We start from the raw sequence: 20,527 nt of genomic DNA on the forward strand, positions 1-20,527 counted from the left end.
CGTATACTCCTTTATTTATTATCTTTCTCATTATATCAAAAAAAGAGCCTAAGAGCTCTCTTCTTGTTTAGAAAGATTCTTATTTTCTTTTCTTGGTCTGCTGTTTACGAAGACAGCGCTTTTCCTTACAATCCGCTATGCGTTCCTGACGATAACTGCTATTTCCAATGAAACGAAGGAGATTGAGTAGGGGCATGCGATTTTCACCAAAAATACCTATCAACTCACATAAGACCTCTACACCCAGTCCCATGGTTAGAACCAAGAGAACACCACCTAGACGACTGGAAACATTGAGCAAGAGCGAAGTCAAAGAAAATAGGAAGGAAATGGCATAGATAACTAAAACTGTACCACGATGGGTCAAGCCTAGAGATAGCAAACGATGGTGTAAATGCATCTTATCCGCCTCTGAAATTTTTTTTCCAGACAATTTTCGACGGATGATGGCTACAACAGTATCTGTAATTGGAACCCCCAAAATAATCATGGGAGTAACTACCGCAACAGCTGTTGAGTTTTTCAAACCTTGCAGAGATAGCACCCCAATCATGAAACCAATAAAGAGAGCTCCAGTATCACCTAGATAAATAATAGCTGGATTATAATTATAAGGTAGAAAGCCTATAATAGCCGCTACCAGAATAAAAATAGTCAGGGTCAAAAAGATATTGCTATCATGTAAGAAAAAGTAGGAAACAATTCCCATGGTCGTCAATGAAATGATAGACACCCCTGACACCAAACCATCCAGACCATCGATCAAGTTGACCGCATTAGTTATAGCAACAATCCACAGAACAGTTAGAAAAAAGGAGAGCCATTCCGGAAAGATGATAAAGGGACCACCAAACGGAATTTTAAAACTATCAAAATGGAATTCCGTAAAAAACCAGATCAGGGTTGCTGCAAGAACAATTCCAAACATCTTTGGAGCTGGACCCAACTCCTTCACATCATCAATATAGCCTGTAATGATGATAATAAGCGAGGATACAATCAAGGGCCAAATATAATGCAGGTAGGTTCCGTGATAATTGATGTGGGTGACAATTCTCGGCAAAAAGACCAGGGTAGCCAAGGAAAAAGCTATGAAGATAGCCAAACCTCCAGCTGATGGCATAGGCACCTTGTTGATTCTACGCGCATTTGGATTATCGACTGCTCCAACCTTGAAGGATAGAAAACGCACCAAAGGAGTTGCTATCGCTGCTACAACCATGGTCGAAATGATAACCATTATATATTTTAAAGCAAAAGGAATCATAGCAAGGAAACCTTCCTAAGTTCCTCTAGGGCTGCAACTGGCAAGAGGGTCACCCCATGTTCCTGCAAGACAGGTCTAGTCAACTTAGTATCATTGGCAAATTCCAACATACGCGCTAGAAGATAGTCAGGGTAACGCTTAGAACGTTCCTCGATATTGATCAAGACAGTCATATAGTAATGGCCGTCCATCTTATAGAGCTCTGACTCTTCGATAGGGTAATCTACTGTTCCTACAAAAGCCATCAGTTCATCCATGTTAGGAAAATCAAGGATGTAGTAGATGTAGTCTTCTGGCTCACTCTCTTCAGCTTCTTCTGCTTTCTCAACTTCTTCCAAATGACGAACAGCATCCATATCCTTACTGCTTCGCTCTCGAGCAGTCTGCTCCAAATTCTTGAAAAATTCATCCGGGCTCATGCTGGAAATATCACCAAAATCCGACAAGTCAGAAAACTCATCAAAATTCAAATTCTGATCTAAGTCAGACTTGGTTACAAAAATATCCACCCGATCTGGTTTAGGAGTGACACGAAAACTTAACATTCCGCTTTCACGGAAGGTTAAAGGCAATTCTAATTCGTCCAAGACGGTATAGAAAAATTCTTCTGTCTTTTCTTGAGGAATGAGGAAGTCAGCCAGCTCCATCCCTCTTTCTTCTAAATCATCCATTTTTATAGTGATTTTCAAGGTCGAATCACTAATTTGTTTTACTTTCATACTTACCTCATACTAATGAATAGATGCCGAAAAATATAGCATTCATTTTCAATTCTCATACATATCTCTTTCCATTATACTAAATGACTGCTTGAAAGACAAAAGAAAAGCAGGTTGCCCTGCTCTTAAAATAAGAATGTGATAAAAGAATAGACTAACAAAATTACTCCCAAGATAATACGGTAATATCCAAAAACTGTAAAATCATTTTTCTTCACAAAGTCGGTCAAGAAGCGTATAACAACTAAGGAAACAAGATAAGCAGTCAAACTAGCAACCAAGAGAATGAGACCTTGCTCCAGGTTTAAACTGTTTCCATCCAAGAAATACTTGACCGCTTTTAGACCACTGTAACCAAACATTGTCGGGATTCCAAGGAAAAAGGTAAAGTCAGCAGCAACTGTCCGACTGGTCCCCAGGATAATCGCACCTAGAATAGTCGCACCAGAACGACTAGTTCCTGGAACAATACTCAAAACCTGAAAGCAACCGATTAAGAGAGCTGTCTTATAGGACATTTTCGCCAAATCTGTCACCTGTGGCTCTACATCCCGATTACGATTTTCAATCCAGATAAATGCAATACCATAAACAATCAAGGCAATGGCAATGGGCACCATAAAGTTAAAATGGGCTTCGAACCAACTGTCCAATGGCACCGCAATCAGAATAGACGGAATGCAGGCAAGAACAACCTTGGCCCACAACTGCCAGGTCAACTGAATCTCACGCTTGGTCTTGCCAGGCTGGAAAGGATTTAACTTTTTGAAGTAGATGGTCATAACCGCAAGGATGGCTCCCAACTGGATGACAATATTGAACATCTCTACAAAGCTAGCACTTTGGTTGAGTTTCATAAATTCTTGAACCAAGATCAAATGCCCTGTAGATGACACTGGCAACCACTCGGTCACACCTTCGATAATCCCTAATAAGATGGCTTTTAGTAATTCGAGTAACATATTACACTCCTTTATTGTAAGTCTTTTTATTATATCATAAACATACTAAGATTAGTAGTGAAGAAATCTCCGACGGGAGAGAGTACTCACTACTTTTTCTTTATGATAAAGTAGAGGTGTCTTGTTAAGTCGTGGGGCTTTTTGACGCTAGACGTCGCATCAAAAACTGGCAAGACACCTGTTTTAGAAAGAATGTTATCAAAGTATGTGGGACGCCAGACGTCGAGTATTGAAAATGACATCACTAAAACAAGGAATCATTCAAGACAAAGAGGTAATATCATGCGTGCAGTTTTTGGGATTGATGTGAGTAAGGCAAGTTCAGAAGTGGCCATTCTAGTCAATGGTGAGAAAGTTCATGGCTATACCATGTCCAATGATGCCATCGGCTTTGCTCGGCTACTTGGCGATTTGAAAACCGTTCATAAGCCAGAAATCATCTTTGAAGCAACAGGTGTCTACTCTCGTCGTCTTCAAGCTTTTCTGGATGAACATAGCTACGCTTATACACGGCTTAATCCCTTAGAAGCTAAGAAGCAACTGGATAGCTTGCGTGTGCGGAAAACAGATCAAATTGACGCCGAAAAACTGGCTCAATCTCAATTTGTACTGAATCGTAAACCCACTTATGTCCAAGAAGAAGTCTACCAAAACTTGCGGGATCTCAGCCGTTTCTATCAGAATCTGACCGAGGATATTGTTCGAGCTAAAAACCGTCTGCACAAGGTCTTACAAGTCACTTTTCCTGAATTGGAAACTATCTTATCAACACCATCTGGCGAGCAATACTGGAACCTGGTCATAGCTTTTCCTTGCAAGGACTTCGTTCTTGAGTTAAGCAAGGATAAACTCTCAGAAATCATTCGTCAGTCCACCTCAAAACGGATTTCGGACAAGCGTGTGGCGTATTTAGCTGAGAAGTTGATAGCACTAGCTAATCAATCTTACTGTGCCGTCAAGAAAACCTCTCCAATACTAGAAGAGGTGCGTTACTATGCAAAAGAATTGCTTCGGCTTTCTGAACAGAGACAAGCTGTCCTAGACCAAATGGTGGAACTAGCTCAGCCATTACCTGAATATGACATTCTGCTCTCTATTCCTGGAATAGCTGAGACTACTGCAACAAGTATTATTGGTGAACTGGGAGATATTCGCCGTTTTCAGTCTGCCAATCAAATCAATGCCTTTATCGGTATTGACCTGAGACACTATGAATCGGGTAACTTTTTAGCTAAGGAACACATTACCAAGCGTGGCAATCCCTACGCTAGAAAGATTCTGTTCAAATGTATTCACAATATCGCTTCAGCTAGTCACACCAATCCTTGCCATATCGCCGACTTTTATGAGAAACGAAAAAGACAATCGCAAACGACTTCTACAAAGCCGCACACGATTGCCTCCATACATCGTCTCATTCGGACAATGTATTACCTCATAACGCATAACAAACTTTACGATTACACTTTAACTCAAAATCAGTAAGATTGTTTATGCAATATTATTGTAACACCTTATCAAAAATTTTCAACATAAGGTGTTAATTTCGTGTACTCTTTTTTACACGAAACTTTAGTCCAAAAGAAAACAATTTCCTTATTTTGACTATTGAACTCAAAATATTTTTCATCAAATACCTTGATAGGCTTGACAAATGGTAGAAAAAAAAGTTCCTTTCATAGTACAAGGATATTGAAATTTGTCAGAATTTTTAATAAAATGGTGTAATACCATTTAATAAGGAGAAATCATGAAACATAAATTTAGTATCTTTCTGCTGACACTGGTTGCTATTTTTTCTATGGCAACAGGTGTAAAAGCAGATGAATACCTCCGAGTCGGTATGGAGGCTGCTTATGCCCCTTTTAACTGGACTCAAGAGGACAACAGTAACGGAGCTGTTCCGATCGAAGGAACCAACCAGTATGCCAATGGCTACGATGTCCAAATCGCTAAAAAAATTGCCGAATCCCTGGACAAGGAACTCTTGGTGGTTAAAACCAAGTGGGAAGGTCTGGTGCCTGCTCTTACTTCTGGCAAGATTGACATGATTATCGCTGGTATGAGTCCGACCGAAGAACGTAAGAAAGAAATTGCTTTCTCAGACAGCTACTATACATCTATTCCAACCTTGGTCGTGCGTTCAGATAGCCAGTATGCTAAGGCGACTAGTTTGGCTGAATTTGCTGGTGCCAAGATCACTGCCCAGCAGGGTGTCTACCTCTACGATTTGATTGACCAAATCCAAGGAGCAGACAAACAAACAGCTATGGGTGATTTCTCTCAAATCCGTCAAGCACTGGAAGCTGGTGTTATTGATGCCTACGTTTCGGAGCGTCCAGAAGGTCGTACAGCCGAAGCAGCCAACAAGGCATTCAAGATGGTCGAACTAACGGATAATTTTGAAACCAATGCTGAGGACGTGACTATTGCTGTCGGTATGCGTAAAGACGATACTCGCATCAGCCAGGTCAATGAAGTACTAGCTACTCTTTCGGAGAACGACCAAATTGCCCTTATGGACACTATGATTGAAAACCAGCCTGTTGAAGAAGCCAGTGAAGGCGAAACTCCTAGCTTCTTTGCTCAAGTGTGGAATATCATTGTCAACAACTGGCAGCAGTTGCTTCGTGGCACTGGAATGACCTTGCTCATTTCCATCCTTGGAACCATTATCGGTACCCTTATCGGTCTTTTGATTGGTGTTTTCCGTACTGCTCCAAAAGCAGCCAACAAGGCTCTTGCTATTGGTCAAAAAATTCTCGGTTGGTTTATCAATATCTACATCGAAGTTTTCCGTGGCACGCCAATGATTGTACAATCTATGGTTATCTACTACGGTACTGCCCAAGCCTTCGGTCTTAACCTTGACCGCACCCTAGCTGCTATCTTCATCGTATCCATCAATACCGGTGCCTACATGAGTGAGATTGTCCGCGGTGGTATTTTCGCAGTAGACAAGGGGCAATTCGAAGCCGCAACGGCTCTTGGATTTACCCACAACCAGACCATGCGCAAGATTGTTTTGCCGCAGGTTATCCGCAATATCTTGCCAGCAACTGGTAACGAGTTTGTCATCAACATCAAGGATACATCTGTATTGAACGTTATCTCCGTTGTGGAATTGTACTTCTCAGGAAATACTGTAGCAACACAAACCTACCAGTACTTCCAAACCTTTACCGTCATTGCCATCATTTACTTTATCTTGACCTTCACTGTGACCCGCATCTTGCGCGCAGTTGAAAAACGCTTTGACACAGACACCTATACAACTGGTGCCAACCAAATGCAAATCGAGGTGCCTCATGACTAATAATGTAATTCTTGAAATTAAAAACCTAAAGAAATCCTACGGACAAAACCAGGTCCTCAAGGACATTTCTGTGACAGTTGAAAAAGGAGAAGTGATTTCCATCATCGGTTCTTCGGGGTCTGGAAAATCAACCTTCCTCCGTTCCATCAACCTCTTGGAAATACCAACCGAAGGACAAATCCTCTACCACGGTCAGGATGTCTTGGCCAAGGGCTATGATTTGACCACCTATCGTGAAAAACTAGGCATGGTATTCCAGTCTTTCAACCTCTTTAACAACCTCAATGTCTTGGAAAATGCCATCGTAGCCCAAACCACTGTATTGAAACGCGATCGCGCAGAGGCTGAGAAAATCGCCAAAGAAAATCTCAATAAGGTCGGTATGACTGAGCAATACTGGCAGGCCAAACCAAGCCAACTCTCTGGTGGTCAAAAACAGCGTGTTGCCATTGCCCGTGCTCTGTCTGTAGATCCCGAAGTTATTCTCTTTGATGAACCAACTTCTGCTCTAGACCCAGAAATGGTCGGTGAAGTACTCAAAACCATGCAGGATTTGGCCAAGTCTGGTCTAACCATGGTGATTGTTACTCACGAAATGGAATTTGCCCGCGATGTTTCTGATCGTGTTATCTTCATGGATAAGGGTGTCATCGCTGAAGAAGGTACTCCTCAACAAATCTTTGAAAATCCACAAGAAGAGCGGACCCGCGAATTCCTCCAGCGTTTTTTAGGATAAGCTTTCTCTCTTATAGATAGTAACCTTACCAGTTTCAAAGCTGGTAAGGTTTTTTGACGTCAAAAAAGAGGGCTCGATGACCCTCTTATGTAATCGTCTAAATACTATGATTTAGATTAGTTTTCAAATTTCTTGTGGTTTTTGTCGTAAAAGTCAATCAACCCCAAGGCAGTCGCAAATGAAATGTTGTCAATTTTAGCGCGTCCTTGTGCAAGAGCGATAACTGACATCTCACGAGCATTTGTTTCCTTGCTGATACGGTAGCCAGTGATTTTCTTTTCGCGTACCCAGCCGACAACAGCGGCAACTTTTTCGTAACTAGTCATTAGGAACCCCTTTCCAATTTATTCGTGCAATTAAGTATAATACAAATTGCTTTGAATTGTCAAGTAAAATGTTCGGATTTTACTCAATTTTTAACCTGGAGAGCAGACAATATTTGTGTACGTACATCCTCCACTCCGCCAGCATTAGCTGGTAAAAAGATTGTTTGATTACCTCCTTGTGCAAAATTGTTTAATGTATCCAAGTATTGGTTGGTCAATAAGATAGACATAATCTGCTCTTCCGTCATGCTGATGTTAGACTCTTTCAATTCACGAATAGAGTCTGCTAGTCCGTCTACAATTGCCTTCCTTTGTTGGGCAATCCCCACACCATGTAGGCGGTCTTTTTCAGCTTCTGCTTCAGCAGCAGTGACTATTTTAATCTTATCGGCTTCTGCCAATTCTTGGGCCGCAACCCGTTTCCGCTGAGCTGCGTTGATTTCATTCATTGATTGCTTGACCTCGGCATCTGGCTCAACCTTAGTAATCAAGGTTTTAACAATGACATAACCGTAGGTCGACATCTCTTCCGCCACCTGCTTTTGTACTTCAAGGGCGATTTCATCTTTCTTCTCGAAGAGTTCATCCAAGGTCAATTTCGGAACGGATGACCGCAAGGCATCTTCAATATAGGATTTAATCTGTGCCTCTGGATGCATGAGTTTGTAGTAGGCATCTGTGACATTATTTTCATTGACACGATACTGCGTAGCCACATTCATAGTCACGAAGACATTGTCCTGGGTCTTAGTTTCTACCACAATCTCACTCTGTAGCATCCGTAATTGGATACGGGCCGCAATCACATCTACACCAAAGGGGATTTTAAAGTTAATACCAGAGGTAGAAGTCTTTTGGTACTTCCCAAACCGCTCTACAATGGCAACTGTCTGCTGTTTGACCACATATAGCCCCGACACAACCAAAACCAAGGTAAGCAATACAACAAATAAGAAACTAATGATAAAAATAATTGAACCAAGAGCCATCATTTCCTCCTAAACAAGCATCTTATAGAGAGAATCATTCTCATGAAGATTGATATACTGAGGATCGAAATCTTCTAGGCGAGAAAGGAATTGGACGTAGTCTTCCTTATTGCCCAGGGCGATCCCGATCAAGACTGGACCTGTACCTTTATTGGCACGTTTGATGTACTCAAAGCGAGTAATATCATCATTTGGACCTAAAATATCATTTACAAATTCACGCAAGGCACCCGGTCGTTGCGGGAAATTCACTACAAAGTAATGCTTAATCCCTTCATAAATAAGAGCACGCTCTTCCATCTCCGGCATCCGGTTAATGTCATTATTGCCACCTGAAATAATACAGCAGATAGTCTGCCCCTTAATCTTATCTTTGATGACTTCTAAAGCTGCCACAGTCGCTGCACCTGCTGGCTCAGCCACAATCCCGAGTTTTGAATAGAGGTCCAAAATGGTACCTGAAATCCAACCCTCATCAACACCAACCAACTTATCTACATGCTTGCGAGCCACTTCATAAGTTCTAGCACCAACCTTTTGAACGGCAATCCCATCCGCAAACTTATCAATGCTCGCCAATTTGATAGGACGTCCCTTATCAAAGGCTGCCTTCATGGAACGGGCACCGTTAGCTTCAACGCCGATAATCTTGATTTCTGGCGCGTGTTCTTTGAGGTAGGCAGACACACCTGCAATCAAACCGCCTCCCCCCACTGGCACGAGGATCTGATCAAAACTAATGGTTTGTTCCTGGGCTTCTTCTATTATTTCATAGGCAACCGTTCCTTGACCCGCCTGAACATGGTCATCGTCAAAGGGATCGATAAAGGTCTTGCCACTCTCCGTAGTATAATCCTGTGCTGCCTGAGCAGATTCATCAAAAGTATCGCCCACTAAACGAATATCTACATAGTCACCGCCAAAGAAACGAACCTGTCCAATCTTTTGCTGTGGTGTTGTAATAGGCATAAAGATGGTTGCTGGTATCTGCATTTCTTGACAAGTATAGGCAACACCTTGGGCATGGTTGCCGGCAGAAGCACAGACCACACCTAGCGCCTTTTTTTCATCTGATAATTGAGAAATGGCATAGTAGGCTCCTCGTATTTTAAATGAACGAACGCGTTGCTCATTCTCACGCTTGATATAGATGGTGGCTCCGTACTTTTCTGATAAGTAGCGACTGTAATCTAATGGCGTTCGAACGACAACTCTTTTTAAGACTTCGTAGGCCTGCTCTACATTTTTTGCTGTAATCATATTTGCACTAATTTCTTTCTATACCTATATTGTATCAATATTTTTTTAAAAACACTAACATTTATGCGCATATTTAAAATATTATTGCGCAATCATTTGACATATGATTGTTTGAGAACCCATTTTCTTTAAATTAAGAAGCAAAATGGGTAAAAGAGCTGGTTACATCCCAGCTCTTTTATTCCTGTATGCTTAGTCCCCTACACTGCTAACAATCATGTTAGAAAATGCCTAAAAGTATTCAAAAGACCTGAATTCCTTGCCTATCACAGGCCTGTCTCACTCTCTTGTTGTCAGGCGAGGGTTCCAACAGTTTGGGGAACTGTTGGAAGCGGGAAATAAAGCTTGCGACAGCAAGTGTCAACTAGTCCAACCCCGGACTTTCCTCGCTCTCTTGTTTCTAGGCAAGGGCTAAAACAGTCAAATGGACTGCCTTGCTTTCGTATTTCTAGGCAAGGGCTCTGACAGTTTGGGGAACTGTCAGAGGTTGGAGATGAAACTTGCGATAGCAAGTGTCTCCTAGCCTATCCGTAGGCTGCCTCGCTCTCTTGTTGTCAAGCGAGGGCGTATGGTCGCTTTCACATTGCTAGGCGACCAGCTGAAAGAGTCTAGCCCCAGACTCTTTCACTCCCCCGGACTTCCTCGCTTTCTCGTTTTTAGGCGAGGGCTAAAACAGTCCACTTCAACTGCCTTGCTTTCGTATTTCTGGGCAAGGGCTAGAATAGCCTATCCGTAGGCTATTCTAGTTATAAATCTTGAATGAATCGTCGTCGTTGCGGCTGACGAATGGCATTGCTTTGCGGAGTTCTGCTCCGACTTTTTCGATTTCAAGTCCTTCTGCTTCTTTACGGTAAGCTTCCATACGTGGACGACCAGCCTTGTAGTCGTTGACAAAGTCGTTGGCGAATTTACCAGACTGGATATCCGCAAGAACTGCTTTCATGTTTTCTTTAACTTGGTCTGTAATCACGCGCGGACCTGATACATAATCACCGAATTCAGCAGTGTTTGAGATTGATTGACGCATTTTCTTGAAACCACCCTCGTAAACAAGGTCAACGATAAGTTTCATTTCATGGAGAACTTCAAAGTATGCCAATTCTGGTGCATAGCCAGCTTCTGTCAGGACTTCAAAACCTGCTTGCATAAGGGCTGTCAAGCCACCGCAGAGAACTGCTTGCTCACCAAACAAGTCTTCTTCCGTTTCTTCCTTGAAGGTTGTTTCCAAAAGACCTACACGGGCTGAACCAACACCTTTTGCCCAGTCCATAGCGATGTGTTTAGCATTGCCAGTAGCGTCTTGATAGACAGCGTAAAGAGCTGGTACACCAAAACCTTCTTCAAAGGTACGACGAACCAAGTGACCAGGTCCTTTCGGCGCACACATGAAGACATCCACATCAGCTGGAACCTTGATAAATTCAAAATGAACGTTGAAACCGTGGGCGAAACCAAGGGCATTACCCGCTTCCAAGTTTGGAGCAATTTCTTCATTGTAAAGGTCTGCTTGGATTTCGTCTGGAGCCAAAATCATGATAATATCGGCTTGTTTGGCTGCTTCTGCTACTTCAAAAGTTTCAAAACCGTCTTCTTTAGCCTTGTCAAAAGACTTACCAGCTCGCACACCGATGATAACATCGTGCCCTGTATCACGCAAGTTTTGCGCATGGGCATGGCCTTGTGAACCATAACCGATAACGGCGATACGCTTACCGTCAAGTGCTGCTACTGTTACATCTTTTTCATATTGCATTGCTACTGTCATAAGATTCTCTTTTCTATTTTTATTTGTAATTTTGGCTGCTCAAAGAAAACGAACGCCCTTCAACATAGGCTATCATGTTCATTCCTAGTTGCTCATCTTTCTTTTAATTCTAGGCAGTGAGGCAAAGGCTATACAAATGGTATGCCAAGACAAACTAACGACGAAGTAAAAGACAAATGTGCGACTAGGTTAGTCGCGGCTAAAGCCAGTTGCTCCCGTCCTAGCGATATTCTTAATGCCATAGGGCTGAATGACGCGCAAGAGAGCATCAATCTTATCTCCATCGCCTGTCATCTGAATAGTAATGGAATGGGGGGCCACATCGACTACGCTAGCCCGGAAAGGTTGGATAATGGCTAAAATTTCTGCTCGTTTAGCTGGTGGAGCAACAATCTTAACTAGAATTACTTCCCGTTCCAAGTGTGGAATATCCGTCAAATCGCGGACACGAACCACATCAATCAAGCGATTGAGTTGCTTGATGATTTGCTCCACTTCATCCATGGTTGCCACATCAACAATAACAGTAACACGTGAGATACCGTCCACTTCTGTCGGACCGACGGATATGGACTCAATATTGATTTGCCGGCGAGATAGAACACCTGTAAAGCGGTTGAGGACACCTGATGAATTTCGTAATTTTGCTGTTAACATTCTACGCATTGAACTTCACCCCCAACATCTCTGCATTGCTCTTACCAGCTGGCACCATTGGTTGAACGTGTTCTGCTTTGGAAATATGCACTTCAATCAACATAGGCTTGTCTTCCAAAATAACTTTCATATCTTCAGCCAGGGTCGCTGGATTGTTAAAACTGTAGTGAGCAATTCCGTAGGCTTCAGCAAGAAGCTGGAAATTTGGCTCCGCATCAAAGACAGACTGGCTACGGCGTTTGTCATAGAAGGACTCCTGCCACTGACGGACCATGCCGAGCGAGTGGTTGTTAATTAGAACCACCTTAATCGGTACACCATAGCCATTGAGAATAGCTAGTTCCTGGTTGGTCATCTGGAAACCACCGTCCCCAACAAAGCAGACAACTTCCCTGTCTGGATTGGCTAACTTGGCACCAATGGCTGCTGGAATACCAAAGCCCATGGTTCCCATGCCGCCTGATGTCACCAACTGGCGAGCATGCTTATATGGATAGAACTGGGCTGTCCACATCTGATGTTGCCCTACGTCAGTAACCACAATAGCATCCCCATTGGTCAACTGACCAATCAGTTCAATAGCCTGCTGCGGTTTGATGACAGTTTCATCTTCCTCATACCAGAACGGTGCGCGACGTTTGTTTTCTAAGACCTGAGCAGTCCAGTCAGTATAGTCCGTTTCGACTGGATCCAGCTTGAGCAGGGCTTGAAGCGTTTCCTTAGCATCTCCCACTACTGGAATAGCTGTTTTCTTAACCTTACCGATTTCAGCTGGGTCGATATCAATATGGGCAACGGTTGCGTTCGGTGCATAGGTGAGAGGATTACCTGTCAATCGGTCATCAAAACGGGCACCGATGTTGATAATGTAATCTGCATCATTCATGGCCATATTGGCTGCGTAGGAACCGTGCATGCCACCCATACCGAGTGCCAACTCATGCTCAATAGGCATGGCACCTAGACCTAGCAAGGTAGACACAACAGGGACCCGATAACGCTCTGCAAAGGCAATCAGCTCTTGATTAGCATCCGCATAGTTGACCCCGCCACCAGCAAGGATAACCGGTTGCTTAGCCTGACTAAGCTGTTTCAATACTTTCTTGACCTGCAAACCATTTGGCTCAACTGTCGGTTGATAACTTGGGAGTTGAACAGTTGGATCGTGATAAAAATCAACTATTCTCTCTTGAATATCTTTTGGAACGTCAATGACAACCGGACCTGGACGACCAGTTGTTGCGATATGAAGCGCCTCTGTAATGACACGAGGAATATCTGCCGTATCACGAATTTGATAATTGTATTTGGTAATGGGCATGGTCATGCCCAAGACATCGGCCTCTTGAAAGGCATCTTTACCAATCCCCCGTGTAGCTACTTGACCTGTAAAGACCAACAAGGGTACGCTATCACCCATAGCATCCGCAATACCTGTAATGGCATTTGTTGCTCCAGGACCAGAGGTCACAATGGCTACACCCACCTTTCCTGATGATTTGGCATAACCTTCTGCCTCGTGAACTGCCCCTTGTTCATGTCGCGCCAAAATATGCTGGATACCCTCATACTGATAAATAGCATCGTATAACGGCAAAACTGCGCCACCTGGATAACCAAAAATTAGGTCAACCCCCAGTTGATGCAAGGTGTCTAAAATTAGATAAGACCCTGAACGTGGTTGGTCTAATTGGAATTCTTGCACGAATATTCCTCCTCTCTGCAAATGTGTTATCTACTATAATATCACAAGGAATTGGAATGTCAAGAAATTTTCTGAAAATTCCTACATTTGTTCGGATTCTTAAAAATTCCCAAAGAAATTCTTAAAGCAAACTTAAGCTAATCGCAAACCCCCTCTAGTTTTAGCTTGCTTTTAGGAAAGTCCCGTATAGTAGACTCATCAAGAAAAACAGACGAGGTTTATGATATGTATTATGTAGTGATACCGGCTTATCAGCCAGATGAAAAATTGATACAACTCTTAGAAGTTATGAAGAATAGACTAAACTGCCAGGTCATTGTTGTAGATGATGGTAGTACAGACCAAGCAAGAAATATTCTTGAAATCGCCAAAACCTATGCCATTGTTCTCCACCACGATGTCAATAAAGGAAAAGACCAAGCCTTACGGACTGCCTTTAGCTTTATCCAAGATTTGAGAAAGCCTGGTGTCGTTGTTACCGCTGACGCAGATGGTCAACATGCTGTGAATGACATAGATCGTGTCGCACGCGCAGCCATGAACCTACCCAGTCGCCTCATCCTTGGTGTTCGTCAATTTACCAAAGATATTCCGCTCCGTAGCCGTTTCGGAAACAAACTGACAAGAGTCTTGTTCCGACTACAAACCGGTGTCAATGTATCCGATACACAAACAGGCTTGCGTGGTTTTCATACTGACATGATTCCATTTATGTTGGACATTGAGGGTGACCGCTACGAATATGAAATGAATATGCTGACCCAAGCAAGTCAACGTTATAAAATTACGGAAGTGCCCATTCAAACTATTTATATCGATGATAATGCCAGTTCACACTTTCGTCCCATAAAAGATGGACTACTGATTTACAAAAATCTCTTCAAATTTGCCTTGGCTTCCTTCGGTGGTTTCCTAGTCGACTACGGTATCTACGCCTTAGCATTGCTGGTGCTGACCGGACTACCAACTGCTGCACGCTTGTTAGCTGCTAACACCATTGCTCGCATCTGCAGTGCTAGCTGTAATTTTGTCCTCAATAAGAAATTAGTCTTTAAAAACAAAGAAAGCGTCGCACGAACAGGTGCTGGCTACTTTACTCTAGCTCTCATTCTCTTCCTAGCTGATACAGCTCTTCTTTATCTTTTCCATCAAATTCTTGGACTTAACCTCTACCTTGTCAAACTTGTGGTCGGAGTCTTCCTCTTCCTAGCCTCTTGGCTCATTCAAAAAAATATCATCTTTAAAGAAAGGAAATCATTTTCCCATGAAATTGCTTAAAAAACCCTTTGCCTACGCCACCATATTTGGAATGCTGCTAACGAGTGGATTTTCCTACTCTATGTTGAAAACCTTTGTCCTGTCTGAAGCTATTTCCACCGTCGCGGCAAACAGCACTACTACAAGTAGTCAACCGACAGCAGAAACGACCGCTTCATCAGCCACAACTGCCTCAACAGCTACCAACGTGACGACAACAGATACATCTTACTCTGATGATAATATCCAAGTTAACTTAGAAACCATCACTACCAACAACACAACTGTCTATGTGGCAGATGTCCAGGTCAGCTCTCCAGAATATCTAAAGACAGCTCTAGCCCAAAATACCTATGGTACGAACGTAACGGCCAAAACTTCTGAAACCGCCGCTGCAAACAACGCTATCCTAGCAGTCAACGGTGACTATTACGGCGCCAACTCAACTGGTTATGTCATTAAAAACGGCGTCCTCTACCGTGACACTGTCCGCGACAATGCAGCTTACGGCGACTTGGCAATCTACGCCGACGGCTCATTTGAAGTCATCTATGAAAATGAAATCACTGCTCAAGAATTGATTGACAAGGGTGTCGTCAACCTCTTAGCATTCGGTCCATCATTGGTAGAAAATGGTGAAATTGTCGTTGATACATCAACAGAAGTTGGTCGTGCCAAGTCATCCAATCCACGCTCTGCAATCGGTATTATTGATGAAAACCACTACATCATCGTAGTCGCAGACGGACGTACCTCTGAAAGTCAAGGACTTTCTCTCTATCAAATGGCCGAGGTTATGAAGCAGTATGGTGCCAAAACAGCCTATAACCTTGACGGTGGGGGTTCATCTACGCTTTACTTCAACGGTCAAGTAATTAACAACCCAACAACAAACGGAAATACTATCTCAGAAAGGGCGGTGAGTGACATTGTCTACATCGGTTACTAATCAAACATCAGGGCGTACTGCACGCACCTTTATCACCTACTTAGCTACAACAGCCTTCCTCTTCATCTTCAGCCGTATCTATGAAAGCCTTAGTTATGGTGAAGTATCCATCTTCATGCACTACATGTTCTGCGTGACCCTGGTTGGCGGTGGGCTACTCCTTGGCTTGCTCACTATCAAGCCAAACCTATCACGTCTGACCTTCAATCTCTGGAATTCAGGTGTGGCAACCATCACAGCAGGCTTCCTGCTCCGAGGTATTATTAACCTGTCCGGTCGTTCGACCACCTTGGACCAACCCTATTGGTTTGTCGGTGCAGGTTTCCTAATTCTTGCCTTGATAAGCCTCCTCTTTACTGGAAACAAGAGAGCACAGAGCCGAGCAAGCGCTCAGTAACAAGAATCAAATTAGAGCAGCCTTTGGACAATCCAGGGCTGTTTTAAATTGTTTTTGTAAAATTCAGAAATTTCACATCATTTAACAAATCCTTTTTCATTTCCCTCATAACTATGGTATAATAAGGAAACTAAACACCAGAAAGATAGGGAGAAGAGAAATGACAGATAAAGATACACTCAAAAACCTCCGTCACCGTAGCTCTGTTTACGATTCGATGGTCAAATCGCCCAACCGTGCTATGTTGCGTGCAACCGGCATGACGGATGATAGCTTTGAAAAACCGATTATAGGAGTTATTTCGACTTGGGCTGAAAATACACCCTGTAACATCCACCTTCACGACTTCGGAAAGCTAGCCAAAGAAGGTGTCAAAGAGGCAGGGGGCTGGCCTGTTCAATACGGCACCATCACCGTTGCAGACGGGATTGCCATGGGAACTCCTGGCATGCGTTTCTCCTTGACTTCCCGTGATATTATCGCTGACTCTATTGAAGCAGCTATGGGCGGTCATAACGTAGATGCCTTTGTCGCAATCGGTGGCTGTGATAAGAACATGCCTGGTTCCATGATTGCCATCGCCAACATGGACATCCCTGCTGTATTTGCCTATGGCGGAACCATTGCACCAGGAAATCTCAACGGTAAAGATATCGACCTTGTTTCAGTCTTTGAGGGAATCGGAAAATGGAACAATGGCGACTTGACGGCTGAAGAAGTTCGCCAGATTGAGTGTAATGCCTGTCCTGGACCTGGTGGTTGCGGTGGTATGTACACTGCCAATACCATGGCAACGGCCATTGAGGTCATGGGCATGTCTATTCCTGGCTCTTCCTCTCACCCTGCTGAATCTCCTGAGAAGAAGGCTGATATTGAAGAAGCTGGTCGGGCTGTTGTACGCATGCTAGAACTTGGCATCAAACCATCTGACATTATGACGCGTGAAGCCTTTGAAGATGCCATTACAGTCACCATGGCACTCGGTGGCTCAACCAATGCTACCCTCCACCTCTTGGCCATTGCTCACGCTGCCAACGTTGACTTGACCTTGGAAGATTTCAATGATTTCCAAGAACGCGTGCCCCACTTGGCAGACTTAAAACCATCTGGAAAATATGTTTTCCAAGATCTCTACAATGTCGGCGGTGTTCCTGCGGTTATGAAATACTTGCTCAAAAATGGCTTTCTTCATGGTGACCGCATCACCTGTACAGGTAAAACCGTTGCTGAAAACCTAGAGAATTTTGCAGACTTGACTCCAGGTCAAGATGTCATCATGCCACTTGAAAATCCAAAACGTGCAGATGGCCCACTCATCATCCTCAAAGGTAACCTTGCTCCTGAAGGTGCCGTTGCCAAGGTTTCCGGTGTGAAAGTCCGCAACCATACTGGTCCAGCCAAAGTCTTTGATTCGGAAGAAGAAGCGATTGAAGCAGTCTTGACCGATGAAATCGTAGATGGCGATGTGGTTGTTGTCCGCTATGTTGGACCAAAAGGTGGTCCTGGTATGCCTGAAATGCTGTCCCTTTCATCTATGATTGTCGGTAAAGGCCAAGGCGACAAGGTAGCCCTTCTGACAGACGGTCGCTTCTCTGGCGGAACTTATGGTCTAGTTGTTGGTCACATCGCTCCTGAAGCCCAGGACGGCGGTCCAATCGCCTACCTCCGCACAGGAGATTTGGTGACGGTTGACCAGGATACCAAAGAAATCACCATGCACGTTTCTGACCAAGAAATTGAAGAACGCAAGAAAACGACGGTCATTCCACCGCTTTACTCTCGTGGCGTTCTCGGCAAATACGCCCACACCGTATCCTCTGCCTCTAAAGGAGCAGTTACCGACTTCTGGAGACCTGAACGCAGTGGGAAACAATCATAACATCACAAAACCCTGTCACTGCGACAGGGTTTTCACAAGGAGAAAAAAATGAAACTAAACGTCGAACTATCCCGTTTCCGTGTCAAAGAGGGGAAGTCAGCTGTCGTTGACCAGTGGATGACCTTTCTCAATGACCACATGGAAGACACCCTTCTCACTCTTGAAGGAGAGAAAATGTATGTCGAAACCATCTTCCGTGAAGTGCTGGACGGTCGTGAATACCTCTACTGGTATTCCGTCCAAGCAGAAGGCGGGATTGAGGTAGAACATTCCCAATCCTATATTGACAAAAAACACCTAGAATACTGGAATGAATGCATTGATTCCAGCTACGATATGGTGGATCTTGAACCTCAGGTTGTCATGATTACCAAGCCGATTTATGAAACCATGGAAGAACTAAATAGACAATACGATGAAACATTTAAAAAATGGCTCTATAATTTCTGTAGTGGGTAAATCCACTGTAGAGATTATGGAGCCTTTTTGAGTATAGAAAAAAAGTCCCATATGACCTATAATGAAAAGCGACTAAACAACTCATTAGAAAGACTCATATGGAACAACTAAATCTTATCACAAATTTTCTCAGAATTAAAGATAAAAATATCGTTATCACTGATGAATATGATATGGGAACTCACTTAGAACTCCACGGTCACTTGGATTACACAGCCCCTAAATGCCCTTCCTGCAAGGGACAAATGGCTAAATACGATTTCCAAAAAGCCTCCAAAATCCCCTATCTAGAAACTGCTGGTTTCCCACTGCTTATTCGTCTTCGAAAGCGTCGCTTCAAGTGTAAAGATTGCGGAAAAATAGCGGTTGCTGAAACTCCTCTTGTCAAGAAGAACCACCAAATCTCTGTCGCGGTTAACCAGAAAATCGCCCAATTACTCATCGAAAAGCAAGCAATGACACATATTGCACACAGGCTATCAATTTCAACATCGTCAGTTCTGAGAAAGCTTAATGAGTTCAAGTTTAAAACAGATTGGAATACCTTACCTGAGGTAATGAGCTGGGACGAGTATGCCTTCAAGAAGGGGAAAATGAGCTTTATTGCTCAAGATTTCAACTCCCTAAACGTCATTGCCATCCTAAACGGAAGAACTCAAGCAACCATCCGAAACCACTTTCTACGCTATCCTAGAAAGGTTAGAAATCGGGTCAAAGTGATTACCATGGATATGTTTAGTCCCTATTATCAACTTGCTAAACAGCTTTTTCCGAATGCAAAAATTGTACTCGACCGCTTTCATATTGTTCAACACCTTAGTCGTGCTATGAACCGTGTTCGTATTCAAATTATGAATCAATTCGACAGAACATCGCAGGAATACCGGGCCTTGAAACGCTACTGGAAATTGATTCAACAGGATAGTCGTAAACTCAGCGATAAACGATTTTATCGCCCTATGTTTCGAATGCATTTGACTAACAAGGAAATACTGGAAAAACTCCTGTCTTTCTCCGAGGAACTACGACAGCACTATGAACTCTATCAATTGCTCTTATTCCATTTCCAAGAGAAGAACTCAGACCATTTCTTTGACCTCATCGAACAGGAAATAGCCACTGTTAATCCTATTTTCCAGACGGTATTTAAGACATTTCTAAAGGATAAAGACAAGGTTTTGAATGCCCTAGAATTGCCTTATTCCAACGCCAAACTGGAAGCTACTAATAATCTCATCAAAGTCATTAAGAGAAATGCCTTTGGTTTCAGGAACTTTGAAAACTTTAAAAAGCGAATTTTGATTGCTTTGAACATAAAGAAAGAGAGAACGAAGTTCGTCCTCTCTAGGTGTTAGCTTTTCATCTACCCACTACAGTTGACAAAGAGCCTAAAAAATGAGCTGCTCTATGCAACTCATTTTCTTTTTATTTTGGACTGATACCTAGCGTAATCCGTCCAAGTCGGCTGATACGGGTCATTTTCCAAGCTGGTGACCAGACGATTTCGACCTGGGCATCCTCAATTCCCTCAATGGTTTTCAAGGCTGCAACCAATTCTCCTGGCATGGTATCAGCACAAGAACAACCAGCATCAGTAAAGGTCATGATGACCTTACAAAATCCATTCTCATCCAAATCAATTTCATAGACCAGGCCTAAATTATAGATATCCAATTCAATTTCCGGGTCATAAATATTCTCTAGGACTTCGATCAATTGACTTGAAAGCGCAGCTGCTCGGTCATTGATTTTTATATCGTCTCTCATTGGAATTCTCAACTTTCTTGTTTTTATTATTTTCTCATATTTTTCATAATTTTTCAAGAAAATGCAGCTTAATTGTCTGAATATTCAAAAAGAAGCTCCAAAGAGCTTCTCAAAGTT

19 protein-coding genes are annotated in these 20,527 nt (G+C 43.1%); 9 read left to right on the forward strand and 10 right to left on the reverse strand.

Annotated elements, in window-relative coordinates; genetic code table 11:
* Nucleotides 1–79: 79 nt before the first annotated feature.
* The 3 genes from PW252_RS09605 to PW252_RS09615 form a co-directional block, all read right to left on the reverse strand.
* Nucleotides 80–1,267, reverse strand: coding sequence for a glycosyltransferase family 4 protein (locus tag PW252_RS09605; RefSeq protein WP_248049896.1), 1,188 nt, complete (start codon nt 1,265–1,267; stop codon nt 80–82).
* Nucleotides 1,264–1,986, reverse strand: a complete 723-nt coding sequence (gene mecA, locus PW252_RS09610) for an adaptor protein MecA (RefSeq protein ID WP_248049898.1) — start codon at nt 1,984–1,986, stop codon at nt 1,264–1,266. The genes PW252_RS09605 and mecA overlap by 4 nt, the downstream gene beginning before the upstream one ends.
* Nucleotides 1,987–2,111: 125 nt before the next feature.
* A complete protein-coding gene (locus PW252_RS09615) occupies nt 2,112–2,948 on the reverse strand; it encodes an undecaprenyl-diphosphate phosphatase (RefSeq protein WP_248049900.1) in 837 nt (278 codons plus the stop codon).
* Nucleotides 2,949–3,230: 282 nt separating this feature from the next.
* Here PW252_RS09615 and PW252_RS09620 point away from each other — a divergent pair, with 282 nt between their 5' ends.
* The 3 genes from PW252_RS09620 to PW252_RS09630 all read left to right on the forward strand — a co-directional run bounded on the left by PW252_RS09620 (nt 3,231) and on the right by PW252_RS09630 (nt 7,000).
* Entirely contained in the window at nt 3,231–4,433 is a 1,203-nt protein-coding gene (locus PW252_RS09620; RefSeq protein WP_316716734.1) for an IS110 family RNA-guided transposase, read from the forward strand.
* 265 nt (nt 4,434–4,698) lie between these two features.
* Complete coding sequence (locus tag PW252_RS09625; RefSeq protein ID WP_398582945.1) at nt 4,699–6,264, forward strand: ABC transporter substrate-binding protein/permease; 1,566 nt, start codon at nt 4,699–4,701, stop codon at nt 6,262–6,264.
* Nucleotides 6,257–7,000 (forward strand): amino acid ABC transporter ATP-binding protein, encoded by a 744-nt coding sequence (locus PW252_RS09630; protein WP_248050476.1) that lies wholly within the window; start codon nt 6,257–6,259, stop codon nt 6,998–7,000. The genes PW252_RS09625 and PW252_RS09630 overlap by 8 nt, the downstream gene beginning before the upstream one ends.
* A 116-nt stretch (nt 7,001–7,116) precedes the next feature.
* On the opposite strand, the gene PW252_RS09635 is transcribed toward PW252_RS09630, so the two are convergent.
* The 6 genes from PW252_RS09635 to PW252_RS09660 all read right to left on the reverse strand — a co-directional run bounded on the left by PW252_RS09635 (nt 7,117) and on the right by PW252_RS09660 (nt 13,702).
* Nucleotides 7,117–7,326 (reverse strand): capsule biosynthesis transcriptional regulator, encoded by a 210-nt coding sequence (locus PW252_RS09635; protein ID WP_009910800.1) that lies wholly within the window; start codon nt 7,324–7,326, stop codon nt 7,117–7,119.
* An 83-nt stretch (nt 7,327–7,409) separates the two neighbouring features.
* Entirely contained in the window at nt 7,410–8,315 is a 906-nt protein-coding gene (locus tag PW252_RS09640) for an SPFH domain-containing protein (protein WP_248050480.1), read from the reverse strand.
* 9 nt (nt 8,316–8,324) lie between these two features.
* Entirely contained in the window at nt 8,325–9,575 is a 1,251-nt protein-coding gene (gene ilvA / locus PW252_RS09645) for a threonine ammonia-lyase IlvA (RefSeq protein ID WP_172091256.1), read from the reverse strand.
* A gap of 742 nt (nt 9,576–10,317) precedes the next feature.
* Nucleotides 10,318–11,340, reverse strand: a complete 1,023-nt coding sequence (gene ilvC, locus PW252_RS09650; protein ID WP_248050482.1) for a ketol-acid reductoisomerase — start codon at nt 11,338–11,340, stop codon at nt 10,318–10,320.
* A gap of 189 nt (nt 11,341–11,529) precedes the next feature.
* Nucleotides 11,530–12,006, reverse strand: coding sequence for an acetolactate synthase small subunit (gene ilvN, locus PW252_RS09655; RefSeq protein WP_105125208.1), 477 nt, complete (start codon nt 12,004–12,006; stop codon nt 11,530–11,532).
* Entirely contained in the window at nt 11,999–13,702 is a 1,704-nt protein-coding gene (locus tag PW252_RS09660; protein WP_248050484.1) for an acetolactate synthase large subunit, read from the reverse strand. Before PW252_RS09660 ends, ilvN begins: the two co-directional genes overlap by 8 nt.
* 225 nt (nt 13,703–13,927) lie before the next feature.
* On the opposite strand from PW252_RS09660, the gene PW252_RS09665 reads away from it, so the two are divergent.
* The 6 genes from PW252_RS09665 (at nt 13,928) to PW252_RS09690 (ending at nt 19,998) form a co-directional block, all read left to right on the forward strand.
* Entirely contained in the window at nt 13,928–14,980 is a 1,053-nt protein-coding gene (locus PW252_RS09665; RefSeq protein WP_248050485.1) for a glycosyltransferase, read from the forward strand.
* Entirely contained in the window at nt 14,967–15,908 is a 942-nt protein-coding gene (locus PW252_RS09670; protein WP_248050486.1) for a phosphodiester glycosidase family protein, read from the forward strand. Before PW252_RS09665 ends, PW252_RS09670 begins: the two co-directional genes overlap by 14 nt.
* A complete protein-coding gene (locus tag PW252_RS09675; protein ID WP_248050487.1) occupies nt 15,883–16,305 on the forward strand; it encodes a hypothetical protein in 423 nt (140 codons plus the stop codon). The genes PW252_RS09670 and PW252_RS09675 overlap by 26 nt, the downstream gene beginning before the upstream one ends.
* Nucleotides 16,306–16,465: 160 nt before the next feature.
* The gene (gene ilvD, locus PW252_RS09680) at nt 16,466–18,184 is read left to right on the forward strand and encodes a dihydroxy-acid dehydratase (protein ID WP_248050489.1); all 1,719 of its coding nucleotides are present in this window, start codon (nt 16,466–16,468) and stop codon (nt 18,182–18,184) included.
* A gap of 48 nt (nt 18,185–18,232) precedes the next feature.
* Entirely contained in the window at nt 18,233–18,643 is a 411-nt protein-coding gene (locus PW252_RS09685) for a DUF6176 family protein (RefSeq protein ID WP_248050491.1), read from the forward strand.
* Between the two features lie 98 nt (nt 18,644–18,741).
* A complete protein-coding gene (locus PW252_RS09690; RefSeq protein WP_316716735.1) occupies nt 18,742–19,998 on the forward strand; it encodes an ISL3 family transposase in 1,257 nt (418 codons plus the stop codon).
* Nucleotides 19,999–20,068: 70 nt separating this feature from the next.
* Here PW252_RS09690 and PW252_RS09695 read toward each other — a convergent pair whose 3' ends face one another.
* Nucleotides 20,069–20,410, reverse strand: a complete 342-nt coding sequence (locus tag PW252_RS09695) for a metal-sulfur cluster assembly factor (RefSeq protein WP_172080562.1) — start codon at nt 20,408–20,410, stop codon at nt 20,069–20,071.
* Nucleotides 20,411–20,527 lie beyond the last annotated feature (117 nt).

Source organism: Streptococcus sp. 29887 (genome assembly GCF_032595075.1).
In the GTDB taxonomy this organism is placed as follows: domain Bacteria; phylum Bacillota; class Bacilli; order Lactobacillales; family Streptococcaceae; genus Streptococcus; species Streptococcus iners.

What these genes read in the sequence shown, in the direction of transcription:
- PW252_RS09605 (WP_248049896.1), bottom strand. Translation starts at nt 1,267, where the DNA reads ATGATTCCTTTTGCTTTAAAATATATAATGGTTATCATTTCGACCATG.
- mecA (WP_248049898.1), bottom strand. Translation starts at nt 1,986, where the DNA reads ATGAAAGTAAAACAAATTAGTGATTCGACCTTGAAAATCACTATAAAA.
- PW252_RS09615 (WP_248049900.1), bottom strand. Translation starts at nt 2,948, where the DNA reads ATGTTACTCGAATTACTAAAAGCCATCTTATTAGGGATTATCGAAGGT.
- PW252_RS09620 (WP_316716734.1), top strand. Translation starts at nt 3,231, where the DNA reads ATGCGTGCAGTTTTTGGGATTGATGTGAGTAAGGCAAGTTCAGAAGTG.
- PW252_RS09625 (WP_398582945.1), top strand. Translation starts at nt 4,699, where the DNA reads ATGAAACATAAATTTAGTATCTTTCTGCTGACACTGGTTGCTATTTTT.
- PW252_RS09630 (WP_248050476.1), top strand. Translation starts at nt 6,257, where the DNA reads ATGACTAATAATGTAATTCTTGAAATTAAAAACCTAAAGAAATCCTAC.
- PW252_RS09635 (WP_009910800.1), bottom strand. Translation starts at nt 7,326, where the DNA reads ATGACTAGTTACGAAAAAGTTGCCGCTGTTGTCGGCTGGGTACGCGAA.
- PW252_RS09640 (WP_248050480.1), bottom strand. Translation starts at nt 8,315, where the DNA reads ATGGCTCTTGGTTCAATTATTTTTATCATTAGTTTCTTATTTGTTGTA.
- ilvA (WP_172091256.1), bottom strand. Translation starts at nt 9,575, where the DNA reads ATGATTACAGCAAAAAATGTAGAGCAGGCCTACGAAGTCTTAAAAAGA.
- ilvC (WP_248050482.1), bottom strand. Translation starts at nt 11,340, where the DNA reads ATGACAGTAGCAATGCAATATGAAAAAGATGTAACAGTAGCAGCACTT.
- ilvN (WP_105125208.1), bottom strand. Translation starts at nt 12,006, where the DNA reads ATGCGTAGAATGTTAACAGCAAAATTACGAAATTCATCAGGTGTCCTC.
- PW252_RS09665 (WP_248050485.1), top strand. Translation starts at nt 13,928, where the DNA reads ATGTATTATGTAGTGATACCGGCTTATCAGCCAGATGAAAAATTGATA.
- PW252_RS09670 (WP_248050486.1), top strand. Translation starts at nt 14,967, where the DNA reads ATGAAATTGCTTAAAAAACCCTTTGCCTACGCCACCATATTTGGAATG.
- ilvD (WP_248050489.1), top strand. Translation starts at nt 16,466, where the DNA reads ATGACAGATAAAGATACACTCAAAAACCTCCGTCACCGTAGCTCTGTT.
- PW252_RS09685 (WP_248050491.1), top strand. Translation starts at nt 18,233, where the DNA reads ATGAAACTAAACGTCGAACTATCCCGTTTCCGTGTCAAAGAGGGGAAG.
- PW252_RS09690 (WP_316716735.1), top strand. Translation starts at nt 18,742, where the DNA reads ATGGAACAACTAAATCTTATCACAAATTTTCTCAGAATTAAAGATAAA.
- PW252_RS09695 (WP_172080562.1), bottom strand. Translation starts at nt 20,410, where the DNA reads ATGAGAGACGATATAAAAATCAATGACCGAGCAGCTGCGCTTTCAAGT.